The 22,702-nt window shown below is 60.5% G+C and carries 20 protein-coding genes and 1 pseudogene; 8 read left to right on the top strand and 13 right to left on the bottom strand.

The window, feature by feature from the left end:
- Nucleotides 1-409 precede the first annotated feature (409 nt).
- From E1297_RS19260 to E1297_RS19250, 3 genes are all read left to right on the top strand, one after another.
- Nucleotides 410-1,081 (top strand): outer membrane protein, encoded by a 672-nt coding sequence (locus E1297_RS19260; RefSeq protein ID WP_155141243.1) that lies wholly within the window; start codon nt 410-412, stop codon nt 1,079-1,081.
- Nucleotides 1,082-1,377: 296 nt separating this feature from the next.
- Nucleotides 1,378-2,889: an efflux RND transporter periplasmic adaptor subunit gene (locus tag E1297_RS19255; protein ID WP_155141240.1), complete on the top strand. Its 1,512-nt coding sequence runs from the start codon at nt 1,378-1,380 to the stop codon at nt 2,887-2,889.
- 11 nt (nt 2,890-2,900) lie between these two features.
- Complete coding sequence (locus E1297_RS19250) at nt 2,901-6,077, top strand: efflux RND transporter permease subunit (RefSeq protein WP_155141238.1); 3,177 nt, start codon at nt 2,901-2,903, stop codon at nt 6,075-6,077.
- A 154-nt stretch (nt 6,078-6,231) separates the two neighbouring features.
- Here the strand turns inward: E1297_RS19250 and E1297_RS19245 are convergent, their stop codons facing one another.
- The 7 genes from E1297_RS19245 to E1297_RS19215 form a co-directional block, all read right to left on the bottom strand.
- Nucleotides 6,232-6,882: a glutathione S-transferase family protein gene (locus E1297_RS19245; protein ID WP_155141235.1), complete on the bottom strand. Its 651-nt coding sequence runs from the start codon at nt 6,880-6,882 to the stop codon at nt 6,232-6,234.
- A gap of 42 nt (nt 6,883-6,924) precedes the next feature.
- Nucleotides 6,925-7,611 (bottom strand): ribonuclease T2, encoded by a 687-nt coding sequence (locus tag E1297_RS19240; protein WP_155141219.1) that lies wholly within the window; start codon nt 7,609-7,611, stop codon nt 6,925-6,927.
- Between the two features lie 16 nt (nt 7,612-7,627).
- Nucleotides 7,628-8,077: a hypothetical protein gene (locus E1297_RS19235; protein WP_209015867.1), complete on the bottom strand. Its 450-nt coding sequence runs from the start codon at nt 8,075-8,077 to the stop codon at nt 7,628-7,630.
- 94 nt (nt 8,078-8,171) lie between these two features.
- Nucleotides 8,172-9,023, bottom strand: a complete 852-nt coding sequence (locus E1297_RS19230) for a 23S rRNA (adenine(2030)-N(6))-methyltransferase RlmJ (RefSeq protein ID WP_155141218.1) — start codon at nt 9,021-9,023, stop codon at nt 8,172-8,174.
- Complete coding sequence (locus tag E1297_RS19225) at nt 9,020-9,529, bottom strand: GNAT family N-acetyltransferase (RefSeq protein WP_155141216.1); 510 nt, start codon at nt 9,527-9,529, stop codon at nt 9,020-9,022. Before E1297_RS19225 ends, E1297_RS19230 begins: the two co-directional genes overlap by 4 nt.
- A gap of 180 nt (nt 9,530-9,709) precedes the next feature.
- A complete protein-coding gene (locus E1297_RS50960; RefSeq protein WP_155141214.1) occupies nt 9,710-10,489 on the bottom strand; it encodes a cold-shock protein in 780 nt (259 codons plus the stop codon).
- 220 nt (nt 10,490-10,709) lie between these two features.
- A complete protein-coding gene (locus E1297_RS19215) occupies nt 10,710-11,801 on the bottom strand; it encodes a DUF1176 domain-containing protein (protein ID WP_155141212.1) in 1,092 nt (363 codons plus the stop codon).
- Nucleotides 11,802-11,982: 181 nt separating this feature from the next.
- On the opposite strand from E1297_RS19215, the gene E1297_RS19210 reads away from it, so the two are divergent.
- Nucleotides 11,983-12,672: an MBL fold metallo-hydrolase gene (locus E1297_RS19210; protein ID WP_155141210.1), complete on the top strand. Its 690-nt coding sequence runs from the start codon at nt 11,983-11,985 to the stop codon at nt 12,670-12,672.
- Nucleotides 12,673-12,788: 116 nt separating this feature from the next.
- Nucleotides 12,789-13,058: a hypothetical protein gene (locus tag E1297_RS19205; RefSeq protein WP_155141208.1), complete on the top strand. Its 270-nt coding sequence runs from the start codon at nt 12,789-12,791 to the stop codon at nt 13,056-13,058.
- Nucleotides 13,059-13,081: 23 nt separating this feature from the next.
- Here E1297_RS19205 and E1297_RS19200 read toward each other — a convergent pair whose 3' ends face one another.
- Complete coding sequence (locus tag E1297_RS19200) at nt 13,082-14,212, bottom strand: DUF1402 family protein (protein WP_244327816.1); 1,131 nt, start codon at nt 14,210-14,212, stop codon at nt 13,082-13,084.
- A gap of 505 nt (nt 14,213-14,717) precedes the next feature.
- Between E1297_RS19200 and E1297_RS19195 the strand changes: the two genes are divergently transcribed.
- Complete coding sequence (locus E1297_RS19195; RefSeq protein ID WP_155141206.1) at nt 14,718-15,626, top strand: DMT family transporter; 909 nt, start codon at nt 14,718-14,720, stop codon at nt 15,624-15,626.
- A gap of 54 nt (nt 15,627-15,680) precedes the next feature.
- Here the strand turns inward: E1297_RS19195 and E1297_RS19190 are convergent, their stop codons facing one another.
- Genes E1297_RS19190 through E1297_RS19180 form a run of 3 tightly spaced genes read right to left on the bottom strand, consistent with a single transcriptional unit; the run spans nt 15,681 to nt 17,998 of the window.
- On the bottom strand, nt 15,681-16,025 hold the full coding sequence (locus E1297_RS19190) for a DUF6665 family protein (RefSeq protein WP_155141204.1): 345 nt from the start codon (nt 16,023-16,025) through the stop codon (nt 15,681-15,683).
- Nucleotides 16,026-16,065: 40 nt separating this feature from the next.
- Complete coding sequence (locus E1297_RS19185) at nt 16,066-17,421, bottom strand: MFS transporter (protein WP_155141202.1); 1,356 nt, start codon at nt 17,419-17,421, stop codon at nt 16,066-16,068.
- 10 nt (nt 17,422-17,431) lie between these two features.
- Nucleotides 17,432-17,998 carry a chalcone isomerase family protein gene (locus E1297_RS19180; protein ID WP_209015866.1) on the bottom strand — a complete coding sequence of 189 codons (567 nt, stop codon included), beginning with the start codon at nt 17,996-17,998 and terminating at the stop codon, nt 17,432-17,434.
- Between the two features lie 269 nt (nt 17,999-18,267).
- On the opposite strand from E1297_RS19180, the gene E1297_RS19175 reads away from it, so the two are divergent.
- Entirely contained in the window at nt 18,268-19,488 is a 1,221-nt protein-coding gene (locus tag E1297_RS19175) for a methyl-accepting chemotaxis protein (RefSeq protein ID WP_155141200.1), read from the top strand.
- Nucleotides 19,489-19,865: 377 nt separating this feature from the next.
- On the top strand, nt 19,866-20,165 hold the full coding sequence (gene clpS, locus E1297_RS19170) for an ATP-dependent Clp protease adapter ClpS (RefSeq protein ID WP_155141198.1): 300 nt from the start codon (nt 19,866-19,868) through the stop codon (nt 20,163-20,165).
- Between the two features lie 89 nt (nt 20,166-20,254).
- On the opposite strand, the gene E1297_RS50365 is transcribed toward clpS, so the two are convergent.
- Together E1297_RS50365 and E1297_RS51315 are read right to left on the bottom strand one after the other, a co-directional pair.
- A complete protein-coding gene (locus tag E1297_RS50365) occupies nt 20,255-21,817 on the bottom strand; it encodes an ABC transporter substrate-binding protein (RefSeq protein ID WP_155141196.1) in 1,563 nt (520 codons plus the stop codon).
- Nucleotides 21,818-21,866: 49 nt separating this feature from the next.
- Nucleotides 21,867-22,472 (bottom strand): annotated as a pseudogene (locus tag E1297_RS51315) (cation:dicarboxylase symporter family transporter); the annotation flags it as partial.
- Between the last annotated feature and the right edge of the window lie 230 nt (nt 22,473-22,702).

Below are 22,702 nucleotides of genomic sequence, written 5' to 3'. Positions count from 1 at the left end.
TTTTAGTTTGCTTGAAAACGCCGGGCCATTGGGAAAAGCAGACGGCGCCGCTCTCCCTTGCAGCACCGGTTGGGCGCTTCCGGCAGCTTGCATAGTGGTGCACTTCGCGTCTGAATTCACCCGGTCCTGTCCGGCAACGACATATCCCTGCAATTTCGCGAAGGCCGTTAAGGTCATATCGAAAATTTGAACTGCGAAATCCTTCGCCCGCTTTAATCCTGCCGTAAGGTGATGTAACTGTAATGATCAAATCTGTGCGGCTGGTTTCGGTGTCAGCGGCTGGTGAAGGTCAGGGGCTGCACTCTTGCGATGCGGAGCAGTGGCACGCTGAGCGGCTCGGCGGCCAGCACGCCTGGCGATCAAGTGGAACATGCTGGTGAGCAAGCCAAACGTGTATGGGTGTATCGGTATGAAATATGGTTCTATTGCAGGCGTTGCAGCATCGGCCCTGATCAGTTCGGGCGGTCTTTTCCCTGCCCTGTCAGCCGACCTGCCGGTGATCGTCGATGTGGAGGTGATCGAAGAGGTCACGCGGATCTACGACTGGAGCGGCTTTTACGTCGGTGGCAATTCCGGCATTGCCTGGGGGACGTTCAACAATTTCGCCAGTGGCTTCGGAGATTTCGACCGCTTTCAGCGCAGCTATGTCGGCGGCGCACATGCCGGTTACAATTACATGATTACGCCGAATGCCGTCGCCGGTCTCGAGGCCGACGTCCAGTTTTCCAATCTGGACAGCAGCCGAACCATAAATGGCGTTTCGGTCCGGTCATCGTCTGATTGGAATGCCAGCTTCCGGGGCCGGTTGGGCTATGCCTTTGACCGGTTTCTGCTCTATGGAACCGGAGGTGTTGCGATTGCGGGCCTGGAAGTCGCCGCCGATGGCGACAAGGACAGCACCACGGCCGTGGGATGGACCTTGGGCGGCGGTCTGGAAACGGCGGTGACAAACAATATCGTCGGGCGGGTCGAGTATCTCTATCAGGATTTCGGCCGCGAGAGCTTCACCTTGAACGACAATCGCTATTCCAGCCAGCTGGATACCAGCGTTGTGCGGTTTGGTCTCAGCTACAAGTTCTAGCTGGGTCCATATCCGGAGCGTGGTCCGGGCATTGAGAGCGCCGGGCTGAAACAGCCGATACCGGAGTTGGCCGGATTGTTTTAGCCGGTTGGCAGTCGTTAAGCAGGACGGCTTGCCATGTGTTGTCCCGCCGGGCCCGGCATTGTGTTTTGTTACAGGCTGTTACAACCTTTTCGGCATCTTTCCCGATGATCTGGTAATAGTTGTTCATGGTGCTGGTTCTCCGGTGATGCTGGAAGACGCGCCAAAGGCCGCCCGGAAAGGGAAACGGCCCGATTGGTCATGAGGAGTGGTGGATGCGTTTCTTGTTGCGTGGCCTTGCCGGCCTGCTGATGGCTGCCGTGATTGCAGCCTCGCTCGGCTATGGCATTTATCGCGTTACGAGCGCCGGGGAGAGTGAAACAGCGCGCCGGTCACAGCCTGTGGGCGAGCGCAGCTATTCCGTCAACGTTGGCGTCTTCCAGCCGGAAACAACGTCGCCGGTCACCACCGCTTACGGCACCATTGAAAGCTGGCGCACCTTGCAGATCCGCGCCAGTTCCGAAGGCCGGATTGTCGACATTGCGCGCAAGTTCCGCGACGGGGCGGCGGTCGCCAAGGGTGACTTGCTGCTCAGGATCGATCCGGCCGACGCCGAGTTTCAGCTTCTTGATGCCGAAGCCGCCCTGTCGGATGCGCAGGCGCAAAAGGCGGAGGCGGAAGAAGCCATCGTCGCCGCCGAACAGGAACTTACCGCAGCCCGCCGTCAGCTGGATTTGCGCAAGCAATCGCTGGAGCGTCAGAAGGCGCTGAAGGAAAAGGGCTATTCGACCATGGTTCAGGTCGAATCCGAAGAACTGGGTGTGGCCTCTCTGGAACAATCCTTGAGCAACCGGCTGCAGTCCGTGGTGACCGCCCGCCGGCGGGTGGAGCGGATGGATGTCAGCGTCAAACGGGCGGAGATTGCGGTCAAGGACGCGCAGCGCCTGCTTGCGGAGACGTCCATCACGGTGCCCTATGACGGCTATCTCGATCAGGTCGATGCCACACTTGGCCGTCATGTCAATCCGTCCGAGACCCTGGCGCAATTGATCGATCCGACCGCTCTGGAAGCACGGTTTACGCTTTCGACGCGCGAGTTCGCCCGGTTTCTCGATGATCGGGGCCGTTTGACCGAAGTTCCGCTGACGATCGATCTGGAGCTGGGGGAGCGGAGCATTGAAATGTCCGGTCATCTCGACCGGGCTGCCGCCGTTGTCGAAGAAGGGCAGGGCGGGCGGACGGTATTTGCCGCCATTGATGTCGGGCCGGACACGATCCTGCGTCCCGGAGACTTCGTGACCGTGCGCCTTGAAGAACCGGAAATGAGCAATGTGGCCCGCGTTCCGGCGTCTGCAGCCCTTGAGGACGGCCGTATGCTCGTCCTCGGTGACGACAATCGGCTGGAGGAAATCCGGGCGCGGATCCTGAGACGTCTGGGCGACGAGTTGATCGTGGCGGATGTGCCCTTTGGCACGGCTTATATTCAGGAGCGCCTGCCGCATTTGGGAACAGGATTGAAGGTCGCACCGAGACAGGTTGCACCCGAAACGCCTGAGAAACCCGGTATGCCCGGGACAGCACAGACAGACGGTGGCGTGCTGACGGCGGCCGTCCGTCCGGACATGGTCGAGCTGACGGACGATCAGCGCAGCACTTTGCTGGCCATGCTGGCCGCAACCGATCTGCCCGAAGACCGCAAGGCCCTGATGGCCGCGACGCTTGCCGAGCCGATGGTCCCCAAGCAGATGATCGAGCGCCTTGAGCGCGTGTCCGGCAAGCGCGGCTAGGAGGACTTTCCATGCGGTCTCCCGGCGGTCAACCCTTTGCTTCGTTTCTGGATTACATGGTCCGGCACCGCACGGCCGCCAACCTGCTTCTGGCGATCATGCTGCTTGGCGGGATTGCGGCAAGCCTGCAGATCCGGACCCAGTATTTTCCCGATTTCGTGCGGGAACAGGTCGATGTGCGGGTCGCGTGGCCCGGAGCCGGACCGGATGATCTGGACCGGGCCGTTGTCGAAATCCTCGGGCCGCGCCTGCTTGCCATCAACGGCGTCGACGAAGCGACGTCTGTCGCGCGTGAGGGACAGGCGGAAATCGAGCTGGAGTTCGAGGACGGCTGGGACATGGGGCAGGCCACCGACGAGGTGAAGGCTGCCGTGGATTCGGTCCGGTCCGAGCTGCCGTCGGGGATCGAGGAACCGGAAGTCACACGCAGCGTCTATCGGGACCGGGTCACCAATGTCGTGCTTTATGGTCCGGTCGATATCGACCAGCTTGCACGGTTTGCCGAAGACCTCCAGACAGACTTTTTCCGCAAGGGCGTGACGCGGGTAACCATCCTTGGAGCGGCCGACCCGATTATCCGGGTCAGTGTCGGCGAGGACATGCTGGTCCGCCATGGTCTGACCTTGCGCGAAATCGCCGATGTTCTGGAGGGCGAGATCGACACCACGCCGGCCGGAGATCTGGCCGGGGGCGGGGCACGGCTGCGCACGGGTGCTGAACGGCGGTCGGAAACCGAGTTCGGCGAGGTGGTGCTGCGCCAGACCGCACAGGGCGACAAGCTGGACCTGCGTTCCGTCGCAAGCATTGAAACCGAGGGTGTGGAAAGCGGCCGCGCCTATTATCACAAGGGACAGCCCGCTGTTGTCTTGCGCGTCGACCGCAGTGCGAATGGCGACACGATCTCCATTCAGCGCAAGGTCGAGGAAATCGTTGCGGAGATGCAAAAGACCCTGCCGCAAGGTGTTGTCGTCAAGCTGACCCAGACCCGGTCGCAAAACATCATTGACCGTTTGAACATCCTGATCGAAAACGGGCTGTTCGGCCTCGGCCTTGTTCTGGCGTTTCTGTTCCTGTTTCTCAATTCCCGGACGGCCTTCTGGGTGGCGGCCGGTATTCCGGTCGCGATGGCTGCGACCATCGGCATGATGTATCTGTTCGGCCTGACGCTGAACATGATTTCGCTGTTTGCGCTGATCATCTGCCTCGGGATCGTGGTTGATGACGCCATTGTCGTCGGAGAACACGCGGATTCGCTTGCGCGCAAGGGATATTCCCCTTCAGAGGCGGCGAGCCTTGCCGCGCGGCGGATGACAGCGCCGGTGTTCAGTGCAGCCCTGACGACCTTGATCGCTTTTACCGGTCTGGTCTTTATCGGCGGGCGGTTCGGCACGCTGATTGCGGATATTCCGTTCACCGTGTCCGTTGTCCTGATCGCCAGTCTGATCGAATCTTTCCTGATCCTGCCTGCGCACATGCGCCATGCTCTGGAGGCGAACAGGAAACCGCGCTGGTACGACGCGCCCAACAGGGTTTTCAACCGGGGTTTTGTCTGGTTCCGCGACCGCGTGTTCCGGCGGATCGTGGCAGGCGTCATCAGCACGCGTTATGCGGTTCTGAGCGTTGCAATCATGCTGCTTCTGGTCGCCATCAGCCTGTTTCAGGACGGAACGGTCCGCTGGCGGTTTTTCAACGCGCCGGAACGGGGCGTGATTTCCGCCAATATCGCCATGATGCCCGGGGCGACACGTGCAGATACCAAGGCGATGATCGCGGAGATGGAGCGTGCGCTGGATGTTGTCGATGCCCGTTATGCCGAACGATATGGTGCCGCTCCGGTGGACTTTGCCCTTGCAACGGTCGGTGCGACGGCGGGCCGGGGACTGCAGGGGGCTGATTCCAAGGATGTCGACCAGCTCGGCGGGCTCTCCATCGAACTGATCGATCCGGATTTGCGGCCCTATTCCGCATCGCGCTTTATCGGCGACTGGCGCAAGGAAATCCGCACCGGCCCGCTTCTGGAAACGCTGGCCGTGCGCGGCGAGCGGTCAGGCCCCGGGGGCGATGCCATTGATGTGCGCCTGTCGGGCGGCTCCACCGAAACACTCAAGGCGGCGGCGGAAGACCTGAAGCAATCCCTTGCAGCCCTGGAAGGCGTCAGCGCGCTGGAGGACACGCTTGCCTTCGACAAGCCGGAAATCCTGCTGCGGTTGACACCACGCGGCGAAGCGCTCGGCTTCAAGACATCGGATGTGGCCGAAGCCCTCAGGCAGCGTCTGGAAGGCATCGAAGTCACGCAATTTCCGATCGGGCGCCGGACAGCAACCCTGAAGGTCAGTCTGCCGGAAGAAGAAACACAGGCGGTCTTTGTCTATGACACCCGCCTGCGTTCACCATCCGGCACCTATGTGCCTTTGAGCGAGATTGTGGAACTCGACAGCAGTTACGGCTTTGCCTCGGTCAGGCGCGAAAACGGTCTGAGAACCTTGCGGGTCAGCGGTGACATCATCGAGGATCCTGCGGTCATCAACCGGGCCATGACCGTGCTTCAGAACGAGCTCCTGCCGGATCTGGCGGCCAGATACAATGTCGAAAGCCAGCTGACGGGGCTGGCCGAACAGGAGCGCGACTTCCTGTCCGATGCGATGCTCGGCTTTGCGGTCTGTCTGGTCGCGATCTATCTGGTGCTGTGCTGGATTTTCGAGAGTTGGACCCGGCCTCTGGTGATCATGGCGATCATTCCCTTCGGCTTTATCGGTATGGTGTTCGGGCACTATCTGCATGCCATCCCGCTCAGCATGTTCTCGGTCATCGGTTTCATCGGCATGTCGGGGATCATCATCAATGATTCCATCGTCATGGTGACGACGGTCGATGAATATGCCAAGCGTCTGCCGCTCCGGCAGGCAATCATCAACGGGGTGTCTGACCGCTTGCGGGCGGTGACGCTGACCACGGCGACGACCGTGTTCGGCCTTGCCCCCCTGTTGTTTGAAAGCAGCCGTCAGGCCCAGTTCCTCAAGCCGACCGTAGTGACCCTGGCCTATGGTCTGGGCATCGGCCTGTTCATGGTCGTTCTGGTTATTCCGGCGCTGCTTGCAGCCCAGAAGGATTTCGGCCAGTCGCTCACCTCCGGCCGCCGCCTCCTGCGTCACCTGCGCCGCCGCGGCAAGCCGCTTGGTTCGGGCTGAGGCGTTTTGCGTATTGGGCGCATTTTCGAGAAGGGCACCAACACATGGGTCCGGTGCCGCCCCGATCCCGGCTCATCGCTGCGCTTGGCCGGGATGACAGGCGCGTTTACGAACACGCATGATGCATGCCATCCCGGCCTGACCGGTCTTGCCGTTATCGCAAGGGAGCCGGATCGTTCTCGGGCACCGGGGCCGCGGGGGTTTTGGTCTCAGCGAAAACCGGAACCGCGGCCTCGAAAGCGTCCAGCCAGGCAACCAGTCCGGGGTGGTCCTTGCGCCACTCCCCGGCAAAGCGCATGTCGAGATAGCCGAGCGCGCAGGCAATGGCGATGGTGCCGACATCGAGATCGGCCTCCGACGTCACTTCAGCAGGCGGGGCTTGTTCGAGGGCGGCGAGTGCGCGGGTGATCTTTTCTGTCTGATAGGCCTGCCAGTCCGCAAACCGGTATTCAAGCGGCTTGAAGCGTTTTTCATAGACCAGAAGGATGCCCGCATCCATCATTCCGTCGGCAAGCGCCTGATTGCGCAAGGCGGCAAACCTTGCATCGCCTTCCGGGAGGATGCGATTGCCTCCGGCCAGATGATCCAGATATTCGGAAATGACCCGGCTGTCATAGAGCACCGTGCCGTCTTCGAGGATCAGGGCCGGGATCTTGCCCAGCGGATTTTGCTGCCGCAGGTTGTCGGAGGGATCTGCTGTGTGGGCTTCTTCCATCCTGATCCGGTCCTTCAGACCCAGAACCGCGGCGGCGATCTTGACTTTTCTCCCGAACGGGGAGGGCAGCGACGAGCGCAGGACAAGCATGAACGAACTCCAGAAATGTTGATGTGTGGCAGGTGAAAGCGGTTAGCCGGGATAGGGGACGGTCACCCGGGACGCGCGGCATGCCCTGCTGTCGACGGACGGGCAGTCGCGGAACCCGAGATCCCGGTCGAGGCAAATCCGGACCTCCCTGAAAGTGCCATTTGAGCAGGTTACGGCCATGGCCTTATTGCTGAGGCCGGGATTGGCCAGCCGGAAGGCCTTTTCAACCGACTCCGGGCTGTTTCTGCTGGTTTTGACCGTTTGCCGGAAGGCGTCGGGAATCGTGACCCGCTCGAAGGCCGCCCGTGTCAGGTCGAAATAGGCCCCAGGCGACAGGCCGCTGCATGTGCCGTGCTTGTTCCACTGGTGCAGCGCCAGACTGCGGCTCGGCATGATGTCGAGTATGCCGTCGACCTCGGACCGGTTCGGGGCGCCAAACCGGGCGCGGCAGTAATCCGGCCAGCCTTCGTCATATTGCGGCCAGAGCCCATGAACGATGAACCGGTGCGGCCGGACGGCATCGCATTGCAAGGGGTCTGCCGTGTCGCCTTTCTCCTGGCAGAAGCTTGGTGACCAGGACAAGGCCAGAACGTAATAGTCGAACTGGCCGGACACGTCTTCCGCGTCTGCCGGTCCGGACAAAGTGAGGCTGGTCAAAATTGCGCCGGTCACCGCAAGCGCGGTGGCTGCACAAACGCGGTGCGCCAGACGGGCCAGAGGGGCTCGCATCAGCTCAGGATCATCCTCAGTTGAAGCGCCAGGTGTCGTAGGGCTTTACACCACGGCAATCACCGTCATTGATCCGCCACTTGTCGAGGGCATTGATGCAAGCCTCGACATTCCAGCCGAAACCCAGAAAGCCGCCATATTCGGTCAGCATGTAGTAGATCGGATAGGTGTTGCCGTCGCTGACCGTGGCCTTGCCGCTGCAATAGCGCCGCGGAACATTCGTTTCCGTGCCGGGGCGTATCGGTTCTTCTCTCACGTCATAGAGCGCGGTGATGGTTCGGCCCTCGTAGTAGTTGGCGTAGGCCCGGGTAAAGTGGCGGGCGACAGCCGATTTGGCCGAGTTGCTGTCGCAGGCCGGGGGCTGAGGTTTGCCGAGCGAGAAGTAAACCCGGTCTTCATCCGCAAGGGCGGGCAGGCTGAGGGTGGCAGCGATCAGTGAGACCGGAAGAAGACGCAAGAATTTCACGAAGCCGACTCCATGACTGTCAAAACAGTCTGACGATGGGCGAGAGGGGCCGCAACGTCAAGCTGTTCGGAGAATTTCCGGCCTTTCCGTCATTTTATTCCGGAATGCGTTGCTCTAATGCCCACCCACTGCCTTTTCCGGCCTGCAAAGTCTCGGCGAGCCATGGCAAAATCGTCTTTAGTTCTTCGGCCAAGGTGTAGGGCGGGTTGATGATCGCAAGGCCTGAGCCGAGCATCGCGGAGGTTTTGGTGCTTTCGCCTGCAGCAAGCTCCACCTGCAGGACATTTCTGACACCGGCCGTGTCGAGATCAGCATACATCCGCTTGATCGCCTGCCGGTCCTTCAAAGGATACCAAAGGGCATAAATCCCGCCTGGCCACTTCTTCCATGCCTTTGAGACTACCTGGGTCATCCGGTCGAACTCGTCGGTTACCTCGAAGGCCGGGTCGATCACCACCAGTCCGCGCTTTTCCTTTGGCGGCAGGAAACTGTTTAGGGCGAGCCAGCCATCAAGGTGGATGGTCCTGACCTGATAGTCGCCTGCGAACCGCTCCGACAGCGTCTGAAAATCCTGCGGGTGCAATTCGGTCAGGGTCAGCCGGTCGATCTTGCGCGCGAGGTGTCGGGCAAGCATGGGAGATCCGGGGTAGTATCTCAGGTCCGGTCCACCGTCATTCTGCGCCCGGACGGCCTCCAGCCAGGGGGTGAGGATCCCCGCCACATCCTCCGGCATGGGTCTGGCGAGCACCTTGCCGATGCCGCGTTGCCATTCGCCGGTTCGTTGGGTCTCGTCCGAGGTCAAATCGTAAAGACCGATGCCCGAATGGGTGTCGAGGATGCGGAACGGCTTGTCCTTGCGCTGGAGATACACAATGATCCGCGCAATGACGGCATGTTTCAGGACATCGCCGATGTTCCCGGCGTGGTAGGCGTGACGGTAGTTCAAGAGGGCATGCTCCGCTGGCTGTCGGGCTCCCTGTACAGAAACACGACCGCCTTGTCACCGTGATCGGCACGTCCGGCCTCGACAAATCCGAGCCTTTGATGGAAGCGCAAGGATCCCGGGTTGGGCGGGCGTTCATTCACTTCACAAACAAAGGGCCGTATGCCCAAGCCTGGATGGCCGAACAAGGCCTGATACAGTTTTTCACCGATCCGGCGCCCCTGCATGGCCGGATCGACGCAGATCCGGTCGGTATAGGCAAAAGCGTCATAGCGGTCGCTTAGCCACTGATAGTTCGGGCTCTGGTATCCTCGGCCTTCAGGCAAGCACAACAGGAATCCGACCGGTTTCTCTCCGTCTAGCGCGACAACGCAGGTCAGGGACGCTGCAATGAGCTTTTCGAGGTCTTCAATTTCAAGGGCATTTACAGCGGGGACCGCGTTGTTGTTCAGAATGAGCAAACGGGGAAGGTCGCCCGGTTTGACGGGGCGGATGGATATTTCGGACATGAAACGGAAATCCGGATGGATGGAAGTCACGGCGCGCACCCGGACCAGGGCCAGTGCGTCGTCAGGTCTGCGCAATCGGCAAGGATGTTCGTAAAGCCTTGCATCCCGGAGAGCTTCGGGAACATGTCCCGAAGCTCCACAGGTTGCTTGAAACGCCGGCTATCAGGCGTTGGACCGGGATTAGTCCGCTTCGGCGGTGTCCGCCGGAGCTTCTTCCCCGTCAATAGCTTGCAGGTTGACCGCTTTGGGTCCCTTGCCACGGCGGTCGGGTTCGGTTTCGAACGAGATCCGCTGGCCGCTTTCCAGGGAAGTCATGCCTGACCGCTCGACTGCGGAAATATGCACGAACACGTCGGATTCACCTTCATCCGGTGTGATGAAGCCGAACCCCTTGTCTCCCTTGAAAAACTTCACGGTGCCGGACTGACGCGGCCCGCGCTCCACCGGAGCCCGGTCCTGCCGGCCGCCACCGTAGCCGCCGCCTTCACGAGCGCCGCCATAGCCGCCGCCGTCACGACCACCGCCATAGCCACCGCCGCCCTCACGACCACCGCCATAGCCGCCGCCGCCGTCGCGCCCGCCGCCATAACCGCCGCTTCGGCCGCCGCCGTAGCCACCGCCGCCGTCACGGCCACCGCCATAGCCACCGCCGCCTTCGCGCCCGCCGCCATAACCGCCGCTCCGGCCACCGCCGTAGCCACCGCCGCCATCGCGACCGCCGCGGTATCCGCCGCGATCACCACCGGAGTTGTAACCACCGCGGTCACCGCCTCCGTGTCCTCCACGGCTGTCGCCGTGCCCACCGTCTCGGCCGCCGCCGTATCCACCGTCATAGCCGCCGGAATATCCGCCGCCAAAATCACCGCCGCCAAAATCGCTGCCGAAGTCTTGCGGACCGCCAAACTCGCGTTTGCCGCCGCGCCGACCACGCGAACGACGGTCCGAATCGCCATCGTGCATTACTGGATCACCTTAATTTCGTGCCACCGCTTCAAGGCACTTACCCTTAAAATCCTTGCGCTTTTACCCGCAAGACGCTCCTCCAAACACGGTTTCAAACGTGCTCGCCAACAACACAGGATTGGGTTGATGCAAAGGTTGCGCAGCCCGATCCAGTCCGCTGTCTCAGTATCATAAAGGCGCAATTATGAAATTCGCAAGAAATTCCTTGGCCAAAACGCTATTCTTTTGACGCAGCGGCAGGCCAGGTGGTCCCCCACGTGTCTAACGAAACGTCAGTACCATCACAGGTTTGGCGGCTGGCTTCTTCGGTCAATACGAAGTTGCTGCCTGTCCAGACCCACCGGTCCCAGATGCCGCATTCGCCCAAACCCGAGCCCTTGAAGAAACCGTGCATCTGTTTTTCAACCGGAAACCAGCGGGCGTTGTAGATCAGGTCGGATGCAATCGGGCCCTTCTCGGCCATGCGCGAGACATAGAGCTGGCGGGCCTTTCCGTCCGGAGTTCCCAGGATCGCGACATAGGGCGTGTTATAGGCGCTGGGGGCGCCGCAAGGCAGAAGATAAAGCGTTGACTTGTCTTCAAGAGGGGCGGCGACCGCATCAAGACTTGCAAAAATCGCCGGATCAATGTCGGAACAAAACCTGTTGGCATCCCAGATTTTCTGGACGGCCGGCGGCAATGTGTCAGGTGCCAGCACCGGTACGGCATGCGGGGCATCCTCGGCCGGTGCTTCGCCCGGATTGACCAGCGCGGACTGGGTGCCGGAGCGCAATTGCCGCTCGTCGATCCACCTCAGGGCGGCGCGGCTTCCCTGAAGGGGAACCTTGATCGTCACGGGGTCCGGCGTGGCCGGCAGGCTGACGGTCAACACATTGCCGGCCCGCATGGCCGAGACCAGCGCTCTGGTGGCAGGTCCGACCGGGACCCAGAAGCCTTCGCCGCCGATCGGCCGAAATCCGGGAGGCGCCACGATTGTTGACTGGATTTCCCGCAGTTGCTCGACCGGAAAGGCATCGATTTCCCGGCCATCGACTGACAGCTTGATGGTGCCTTCCGCCGCCAAGGGCGCATTTGTGGTCAACCGGACCAGGGCTTCGGCACCGGCCCGCCAGTCCCGGATAATGCGGATATCAACCCATGTCGCCTGATCCCGCACGAACGCGGAGGCATAACACATTCCGGAATTTCCGCAGTTTACGGACCATTTCTCGAAACTTGGCGGCGTTCTGAGCGGCTCGGCAGATGATGTCCCGAAACTCGCCAGAAGCAGTCCGGCAGCAAGAATGAGGCGATGGAAGTGCAACTTCATTGTTGTGTCAGTACCCGCTAGTCGGTGACGCCCTGTTCACGGGCCGCTTCTTCTTGTACGAGATGCGGCTGGGAAGGTGAAGCGGCCCGTCACATTAATTCTGCATTAACCGGCGCTTTGCCCAAGTATCACAATTTGCCGCCAGTCCGGCCGGGCGGCTGCATTTCGGAGACGCCAGAAAATGTCCGATCAGACTGCCTCGTCCAGCCAGGGGGGCCAAACAGGAGGGGAGCCTCCGATCAAGATCCTGATTATCCCGGTTACGCCGTTCCAGCAGAATTGTTCGCTGGTCTGGGACCCGAAGACAGGCCGTGGAGCGGTCATTGACCCGGGTGGTGATGTGGAAACGATTGCGCAGGCCATTCAGGAAAACAGTGTCCAGGTCGAAAAGATCGTGTTGACCCACGGACATATCGACCATGTCGGCGGGGCGGCGGATCTTGCCGAAAAACTCGGTGTACGTGTGGAAGGCCCGCATAAGGACGACCGGCCGCTGATCGAGCGGGTTGCGGATCAGGCACGGCAATTCGGATTGGCGGATGTGCGCCCGGTGGAGCCAGATCTCTGGCTCTCGGACGGCGACACGATCGAATTTGCAGGCCGCACGTTCGATGTTCTTCATTGCCCGGGCCATGCACCTGGGCATATCGTCTTTTTTGACAGGGAACTACGCATCGCGTTTTCAGGCGACGTTCTGTTTGCCGGGTCGGTTGGCCGGACCGATTTGCCGGGCGGCAATCATGAAACACTGATCGCGTCGATCCGCGACAAGCTGTTGCCTTTGGGAGATGATGTCTCTTTTGTTCCGGGTCACGGGCCGGCGTCCACTTTCGGGCATGAACGGGCAACCAACCCGTTTCTGACTTCGTGAGGCCGGAGGGGGTGAAGACGCAGCGGCATTTTTGACCGTCACAAGCCGGTGAGGGGCCTTTCGCAAAGGTCACGCGGTCTCATATCCTGTCACATGATCAGGAGGAGAACCGGCCCATGATACGGTTTGCAAGTACGCTAGCGCTTTCATTCGGGCTCTTCGGAGCCGTTTCCATCACCGACGCAGAGGCGACCGACTTTTTTGATCGCCTCGCTATCAGCAAACAGATCCAGCGCGATGCCGCAAACGGCGGGCCCCAGGTCGTGGGGGCCAATTCCCCGTTCATGGTGCGCGTCAAGGTTTGCAAGGACCTTCCACTGGAAGTGACTGACCGCAAGACCGGCCGGAAAACCACGGAAATGACCAAGCGCTGCTGGTACGAATGAGCCGCCGGGAAAGCCGTTGCCACCTAAAGCAGTGACCTGATGTCATCGATACGGTTATTGACCAGCCAGCCATAATAGTTCTCACGGGGCCAGGTCTGGGCGCCCCGGCGATACTTCGCCGCACGCCGCCAGGGGTCGCCCAAATTGTAGAGAGTGGCGGTCAGGCCGGGATTGTTCGAGATATCGACTTTGCCGACAGAACGATAAGCTTCGATCGCGTCCTGAATGATCGCGGCCATGTAGTGCAGCGATATGTCCGGGTCCATGGTCGCGCGGTAGACCGCACTCTCGTCAGAGGCGGTCAGCGCCCGGTTCCGGCTCTGGCGTGCGACCCGGTCCGTCATTTTCAGGACGGTGAGGGGGCTCAGCTGGCCCAGGCCAAAGCTCTGGCCGGCAAATAACGGCTGGAAGAATGTTTCGTTGAAGCTTTTCTTCGGATAGGCAGCACCGTCCACACGCCGCCCCTTGAAGCTGTTGTCCCACACCCGTTCATAGCAGGACCACAACCGGTTGCTCGAGTTTGCGCGCCCGCCCTGACGGCAGCGCTCGAATTGCGGCCGCAAGACAAACTCTTCAACATGTTCGCCGTTGTAGTCGAAAGTCAGGTCAATGCCGGCATAGGACAGGGCCTTCACATAGTAGGACTGGGCGCTGTCGAGACTGTCATAATTATAGGTGTGTTCGCCGACGATGGCGCCGATCATGTGGACCGGGTCGATGCCGTAGATCCGGGCAACCCGCTTGATCGATGCCATCAATCTGCGGTCCCGGCGCAAGACTGCCAGAATCCGGTCGAACTTCGCATCATAGGACGATTTCAGCGCAGCTGTCCGGCGTGCCGATGCAAACGGGATTTTGGGCTGTGAATCGTACCGGTTGCCTTCCGGTACAACGCGAATGCTCGCCTGCGCGGGCGCTGCAAACTCGGAAGGTGCGGCAAGTGGTGTTACGATCGACAATCCAATGGCGACGCTCAATGGCTTTAGTGTTTTCTTGAACAATGTTGCGCCCAGATTGTATATGCGCCCGCGCTCAATGGTCTCTTTGCCAGCGGGATTTGAGAACCGTGAACTCTTGGGTCCCGGTACTTCCTTGCCGGTTGGCACAAGGCCTCGGTTGACGAGCTTTGTTGAATCGGCGGCCATAAAAACCATTGTGCATTTTCTATTTCAAGGCTTCTCCAGAACGAAGAAGCTGTTGTTTGGCGGATGTGTCCAAAAAACACGTATTTATCGGAATGCCTGGTTTGGCTTCAGCGCGCTTGCAAACAGGTGAATACCAACCTGCGGGTCGAATATCTCCCTTGTGACCGATGCCGCTGATAAATTTCCTGTGTCTTGTGCAAGGCCGCTTCGGTGGAATTGCGGCTGCCTCGGCTTTCCCTGCAAGGCTGGCGGGGAGCGTTGCCAGTCACAAGGCGATCCGTCAGGCGTCAGGTGTCCGGGCGCACGAGATGACGAGACCGCTGTGTGACCAGCGGGCCGTGCCCGTAGTTGCCGACGATACCTTTGGCTGTCCTGCGCCAATTCAAAATTCCTGTTTTTGACTGGGTGTGACGTTACGTCAAAATCGAGTGCCTTGGAAGGGTGCAAGACGGCGTAGCTAAAACGACGCATTTTCCCGATTGCAATTGCGCGAGTGCTCGGATACGCGGGCGGCATGTCTCGTCTTTCCGCCAACTTTCTGCTTCTTCTTGCTGCCGCAATCTGGGGATCGGCGTTTGTGGCCCAGTCAACCGCCATGGACGCGGTCGGTCCGCTGACATTTACCGGCATCCGTTTCCTGATTGCCGCGCTCGTGATCGCACCCTTTGCGCTTCGCGAACACCGTTTGCGTCCGGACGCGAAGCTTGGAACGGCGGACTGGATGTCGTTTGCCGGCATCGGCGTGATCTTCTTTTTCGGCATTGCAATTCAGCAGGTGGGCATTGTGGTCACCAGCGTAACAAACGCTGCATTCCTGACGGCTGTCTATGTGGTGCTTGTTCCTCTTTTGGGCGCGACCGTGTTCAGGGACCGGTTGCATCCGATTTTGCTGCCTGCGGCTTGTGTGACGCTGGCCGGAATCTGGCTTCTGGGCGGCGGCAGCCTGAGTGCGCTGAACTGGGGCGACGGCGCCATGCTGGTTTGCGCGGTGTTCTGGGCGTTGCATGTCGGATTGATCGGCCGGGCCGGAGCAAGGACAGGGCGTCCCCTTGCGATTGCATTTGTCCAGTTTCTGCTGACGGGCTTGATCGGATTTGGCGCCGGGGCAGCGTTTGAGGACATCACCGTCAGCGGATTGCAGGCGGCCTGGTTCGAGATTTTCTATACCAGCGTCCTGTCCGGTTGTCTGGCCTTCACCTTGCAGGCGGTTGCCCAGCGGTGGACGCAAGCCACCGACGCGGCGATCCTGTTGTCATCGGAAGCCCTGTTCGGGGCGTTGGCCGGGGCTCTGTTGCTTGGCGAACGGCTCGGCCTTGCGGGATTGATCGGGTGCGGATTGATATTGAGTTCAATCCTCGCGGTCCAGCTGGTTCCTCTCCTTCCGGGCAAAAGCGGCATCTTGCGGGCGTCGCGGTCAGTCTGACCAATACCATGGCCGCGTTCGTCCGGCGCTATCGAAAGCCCTGACCCGATTGCGTCAACCGGTATGGCGGCTGGTGTTGGGCCCCAGTCTCACGCGGACTTCCTTCGGAACACCCATGTGGTCGTAAAATGCCTGGTGACGGGTCAGGCCGCAAAGTTCCCGCTGGATCTGGACAAACCACAAAGCTTCGCCAGCCACTTGCAAGTGGCGTTCACGCAAGGCCTTGCTCTCGTCCGAAGCCTGTTCGTCTGCTGCCGGTATGTTTGCCAGGGCGGCTTCCAGCTTTTTGTTCAGGCGTGCCAGCGTACCGGCTTTTTCGGCAAGAACCTCCTGTTCCAGAGCCGCCGCGATCGGGTCTTCAGCCGGTTTTTGAAATTTTTTGGGGGGTCGAAAGTGCATGGATCAAGCGCTCCGAACAGGTTCCGTATGCCCAAATGCCTTACAGTTTTTCAAGCAACGGTGGCTGCGCCCGGTCGAGCGAGAGTTCGCTTTCCTTCGCAAGCACCCAGACCAATGTCAACGCTTTCAGAACGCAGGGAACCACGGCGTAAACAATGCTCAAGGAGATCCCGAGGGCCGGGGTCATGGGTTCACCCGGATGATAACCAACCAGCCCGAGGGCGGGAAGTGCAAGCCCGGTTGCGAGCGCAAAGGCCGCCTTGGAAATCAGGGTCATGACGGCGAACATGCGTGAGGCTTCCGGCTGCCGCCGCGTTTGCGCAATATGGTCTGCCAGAATGGAGGGAGGGACGGCCAGGTCCGCGCCCAGAGCGAGGCCGGACAGGACGCAGACCACGGCATATGCGACAATGTCCCCGGGCCCGAGCAGAGCCGCCCAGATGAAGGTCACGACCGCAACCGCCATGGAAAGCGCCCATGCCCTGACCTTGCCAAGGTGGCGCGCCAGCACTTGCCAGATCGCCATCGAGATTGCGCCGGACAGGAAGTAGAGCAGCAGGAACAGGCCGGTGAGATGCCCGGCGTCCAGCCGGTCCCGGATGAAAAACAACACCAGAACGGCAGGAATCGAGCTCGCAAACGTGTTCAGGAGCGAAATCGCGAAGAACTGCCGCCGCCAGGGACTGCTGAGAACGTCCCGCCATCCCGCCCCGGAATGACCCGCAGCCGTGCGGGCGATCTGTGCGGTGCGTAACCATAAGAGCAGGGCCGCGCCGCCGATGGCAAGCAGGGGCAGATAGAAGACACTGAGCAGCTTGAAGGCATGTTCGGGCGCCGCGTTGGCGCCAAGAAGCGTTGGGGCAATGGCTGCGAAAAGCAACCCGATCAGCCCGTAGCCTTCGCGCCAGGTCGTGATCCGGGTCCTGTCATGGGTGGTCGTTGCCCAGATGCCGCCAAGCGCTTGCAGATTGATCGTGACAACCGAGAACCCGGTCGTGCAAATGAAGACGGAGGCCGCGAGCCAGGCCAATGGCGCGGTCGCAACCGGATTGAAAATCATCCAGAAGCCGCCGCCGAGCAGCAACAGGCCGATGACAATGATCCAGGCTCGCTTTCCGCTATAATGGTCGCTGATTGAACCGATAAACGGATCCTGAACGGCATCGATGATGCGAAGTGCCAGCAAGACAATGCCGAGGGATGTCAGAGAGACACCGAGACTTGTGGCGTAGAATGTCGGGGCGTTGAGATAGACCGGCAATCCTGCAAAGGCGAGCGGCAACGCTATAAAGCCATATTGCGCAAGCTGCGTGTTTTTCAGGAGACCGGGCTCATGTACGGGTGTCCCCGGACAATGTCCAGGTGCAGATTGTGCACCGTCTGCGGCATTGCTCATGCGGTACTCTTCAAGATCCTGCGCCGACAAGTTTGGCGCGCAAGCGCGGGTTCAAGGTGTTCTGTCCCAGCCAGATCGCAAAGAAGCGCCGCGTGAACTCGGGGTCCTTGATCGATCCGATACCGCGGCTGTCGATGTAGAATTTCGTGGTTCCTTGCGATGTCCGGATGCCTGTGATCGACTGCCCGCGGCGCACATCCGGGAAGATCGCGCGCATCTGCCGGGTCCAGCCATCGAGTTTCGCGCCCGTCGGCATGCCCTGCTTGCGCATTTGCTTGGCAGATTCCTCGGCAATTGCCTCGCCCTTGAAATTGCGAAGATATGTCAGCGTCAAGGCAAACGGTCGTGAGGTGCTGTAGCTTCCGTCCGGCGCAAACAACCGGGCATCGAACACCCGGAAACCGAGAAATGTCATCCGGCCCTCGCCAACGAGTTCAGCTGAAGGGACATACCGGGAGGCGGTTCTCAGATCAGCCAGAGCAGAACCGGAAGTAAAAAACGCCATGAGGCTCAAAAACAGGGCGGCGAAGAACTCCAGACTCCTTTGGGTGAAGGGGGCGGCTATTGCAGAGGGCATTCTTATGTCTCCTGTGATCGCAGCTTTTTGGTCTGGTTTGCCCCATACGCCAGACTGCACGTGTCAGATCGCTGTTTCTGCACGGCGGCAAGCGGCCGCACGCTCATTTGGTCCGGGGGTGCCAAGGAGGGTGGACCGGCCGCCGTCTGGCGTGCCCCGCTGGTTCACTGCAGGAAATGTCAATTTGTCCCTGAATTTGCCCTTGGGAGTTAAGAGTTTTTTCGCATGCTCTGTGATTACTGAACTGGAATAATTGACAGGGGGCCCTGATGACGTTTTGGCAATCCGTTGACTTCAGGCGGACCGGACCGGTTCTGGCGATTGCAGCGATCACTTTTTTGGCATTTGCATACCGCGTGCCAGCATTTGGCGGCGTAACTCTGGCGCTTGCGCTCGGGGCAGCCGTCCTTGTCTGGTTGGCTGCGGTTTTCGCAAATATGCCCCGCAACCGCCGCATCGCGAAGCTCGAAGCGGCCATGGCGGCCGTTGTCTCCGGTACGGGCGAAACAGAGGTTCCCTTCACCGATAGGGCGGATGTGCTTGGCCGGATGGCGCGCCATGTCGAGACCTTTCGCGAGTCCTGCAAGCGGCACCGACAACTGGAGGCCGACCAGCAGGAGCGCATGGCCGAGGATCACGAGCGTCAGGTTGGTCTGGAGCGTTTGCTCGATTCCTTCCGTGATGACACGCGCCGGCTGCTGCAACCCGTGGAGCGGTCCAATGAAGACATGGCCCGGATCTCCTCCGGACTGATGGATCTGTTTGCGGATGCCACGGAACGGACCGGGTCGGTCGCGGCTGCAACGGAAGAGGCCTATGCGAATGTTCAGACAGTCGCTTCTGCCTCCGAACAGCTCTCGGCCTCGATCTCGGAAATCTCGCGTCAGGTGACGGAAACCAGCGAAGTGGTCGCGTCAGCCAACATCAAGGCGACCTCGGCCAACGAGCAGGTCGCAAGTCTTGCGGCGTCCGCGCAGAAGATCGGAGCTGTGCTTCAGTTGATCCAGGATGTGGCCGAACAGACCAACTTGCTGGCGCTGAACGCCACCATCGAGGCGGCCCGTGCCGGAGAGGCCGGCCGGGGATTTGCCGTGGTGGCTGCCGAAGTCAAGGAGCTTGCCAACCAGACCTCCAAGGCGACGGAAGAGATTTCCGCCCAGATCACCGCTATCCAGGGGGCGTCCAGCGACAGCGTGGTGGCAATCGAGGAAATCGCGGAAATCATGACGCGGGTGAACACCTTCATTGCGTCGATGACCGAGGCCCTCGACCAGCAAGGCAGTGCAACGGCGGAAATCAGCGGTTCGATCCAGGAAGTCGCCACCGGAACCCGCGAGATCACCGAGAACATGACAAGTGTCAAGGGGGCCGTCGACGCCACCTCGGGGTCGGCGGCGGATGTGTCGCGGACTTCGTCGGAAGTGGCCGATACCACCCGCGAGCTTGCCGATCGCATCGACGGTTTTTTGCGGCAGGTGGCTGCTCACTGAGTTCGGGTGCCTGCCAGCCTGTCCGGCACGGCGCATGAAATGGCCGGTACTGACAAAAAGCCCGCTGCGGGGAACGGTAAGCCCCCGCAGCGGGCTTGCGTTTTTGCCGGTTTGGCGGCAAGACCGGCCTACCCAGGAGAATCGGTGTTCCATATTACGGCGCCGGACTTCTGGATTTTTGGTTTTTGCAGTGCAATAATACTGCCAGGGGGCCCGGGGCGAGCTGCTGAGGGACCCATGTGGTCTTGTGTGTTATTGTACTGGCCCGAGTAATCGCCGAAGTGCCCTTGCGGCTGTTTTGGTGCCGTTTGTGAAAAAAATCGACCGATAGATCCGGCGTGCGGCCGGTGCATCGGAGTTTGGAATTGGACAGAGCCATGAGCCAGACAGACCTTAAACCGCGGTTGCGGACGCGGGTGGAAAAGCCCAAGCTCTACCGCGTGATCCTGTTGAATGACGACTTCACACCACGGGACTTTGTGGTGATGGTGCTGAAGGGCGAGTTCCGGCTCGACAACGCCGGGGCGGAAAAGGTGATGATGACCGCGCATCAAAAGGGTGCCTGTGTCGTTTCGATCTATCCGCGCGACACCGCCGAAACCAAGGCCACCCGGGCCATTGATGCAGCCCAGCGTCTGGGCTACCCGTTGCAGTTCACCGTCGAACCCGAGGAATAGGCACTGCGGTTCCGGCAGGCCGGAATTCTTGCCGGAATTCTTGCGGCTGCGCGCCTCGATCAATCGGGTCCGGATGGCCGGGATCCGCTCTAGTCCGCCGGGCCGGTCGAGGCGGGATTGATCCAGCGGCGGGTCATGTCCTCCAGAACCCCGCTGTCTTTCAACAAGTCCAGCCAATAGTTGAAATATGTCAAAAGCCCCGGCGAATCCGGCGGCATGAGATATGCGAACAGAAAACGGTTGGCATTGTCGCTCGGGACAACCACCGAATAGGGGACGACGGCCGAATAGCCTTTCATGGAGATCGCCAGGGCCCGCGCCTGCTCCCAGGTCCAGATTGCGGCATCGGCATCCCTCCAATTTTCAAGTTGATCGTAATTCTGCACGATCTTCAAGGACGCATTGGGAAACTCGCGCCTGGTGAGATTTATCAAGACCGGGTCATCGAAAACGGCGATTGTCGGGTTGTCGAGTTTCGAGATTGACCTTCGGGACCGGAAGTCCTGCAACCGGGAGGTTCTGACAATCAATGCCAGCGGGCTCTCGAAATATGGCCGGCTGACGTCGAGATCTTCCAGGCGGTCATCGGTGATGTAAAGCCCGCCGATTGCGATATCGAACTTGCCTGCTTTGAGATCGTCGACAAGGGTTTTCCAGTCATAGGTCCGGAAGACGAGCTTGACATCCATGCTTTGCGCGAACCGGTATATCATCTCGAGGTCAAACCCGATGAGTTCGCCACGGGCGTTTTCGTAGGAAAATGGCATGACATTCGGGTTTACGCCCACCCGCAAGACGCCGGTGGTTTCGATGCGCTGGATCGACTTCAAGCCCCTCGGACCGGGGTCCGGATCCGTCTGGCCCGGGTGCTTTTTCGTGTCATTTCCGACCGGTGGCGGGGAGGCAAGATTTGCGTCGCTGTAGGATTGAACGGCCTGGGGCAGGCTGGCTGTCATGTAGGTGGGTGCCGAATGCAGCGCGACGTGATCGCCGCCCCAGCGGCCAAACATCCATATGCCGGAAAAGGCGGCGGCCGTCACCGCAAGGGTCAGGACAAATGCTCGCGGATTGAACCGGACTTTCCCGTAGAACATGAAAACAACGATGGTGGTCACGAACCCGAAAGCGGCCACGGACGTGATCACCTGGGCATAGCGGGTGATCGACATGGTTTCCACATAGAGGTCGGTCGTGCGTCCGGGCAGGCCGAGCCAGTCGGCCATGAAGGTCACCGCGCCGATCGACGAGGTTGGCGAGCCGACACCGGACAGGAGGGTGACAAACGGGATCTCGAGGATCTGCAGCCTGTCGAGCGGGATGTAATAGTAATAGGCCGCATAAAACAGGAACACGAGGATAAAGAAATTGCCGATCTGGGCGAGCGGGTAGCTGACCGACAGGGACGTTTCGATGATTTCCGTTGTTTGCCGTGAGTCGGTTTCCCCGGCCTTTATCCGGCCCGTGAATTTCTGAACCGCGTCCTGGATCAGCGGCAGGGCCGCGACCGACAGGGAGGTGACGACCGCAATCACCAGGGCCTCGCGGAAACCGGCCAGGATCTCCCGGTAACTGAGCGGCACGAAGGCGGTCAACAGCATCGGAAGGGTCCAGAAGGTCAGCACCAGCGCGCTGAGGCTCGAAAACGGCGACATAGAGCATGAACGGGGCGAGGCCGGACAGGCTGAAGCTCGCGACCGTTTGCGCAAACAGCGCGCAGACCCCGATCGGGGCAAGCAGCACGATCCAGCCCCAGACCCGAATACAGGCATTGCGGATCGTCGCCATCACGTCAAGCAGGGTGGTGGGTTTGGTCGTGTGCTGGATTGCGATGCCGAAAATGACCCCCATGAGCACCACGGAGGGAATGTAGTCCTGGCTGAGCGCCTGAAACAGGTTGTCGGGCACGAGCAGCTCGATCAAGGCCTCGGCATCGCCCGTGGCACTGGGCAGTTGCGGCGAAAAATCGACCAGCGTCGACTTGCTGACCAGCGGCACGGTGGCGGCGGCAATCCCGAGGCACACAAATGCCGTGCCCCAGAGCAACAGGTAGACCGGCCAGCTCTTGCGAAACAGGGTCAGCGCCTCGGCCGGCGACAGGCGTCCGAGACCGAGGATCAGCGACGACACCAGATAGGGCAGGACGACGACTTCCATCAGCCGCACGTAAATCGCGCCGAACGGCTTGAGGATCTGGGCTGTGCCGGGGCTGTAGCTGCCGATCAGAAGCCCCAGCGCACCGCCGATGATCACGAAAAGGGGCAACAGTCTCGACTTCACCTGCGTCTCTTGCGTCCCGGAGGAATTCATGGCGTCGGCGGGCAGACCGAACACGGTTCCCTCCACCCTAGCAAGAATGAAGCCGTAAATAATATTGCGGTATTTGACAGGAGCTGCCGGACGGAAGTCCGGACAGGCGGACCGGCCGGAGCCGACGGGATTTAGCCAGCGCAAAACCCGCCGCGCGGCTGGCCTGCGGCGTTTACCGGATGGGGAGTGGCAAGGCGCAGCAGGCGGAGCCTGCGCATCTTGGGATAAAA

The sequence above is a fragment of the Roseibium sp. RKSG952 genome (genome assembly GCF_009711355.1).
The sequence above is the reverse complement of the archived record's forward strand: the minus strand, read 5'-3'. Positions and strand labels throughout refer to the sequence as shown.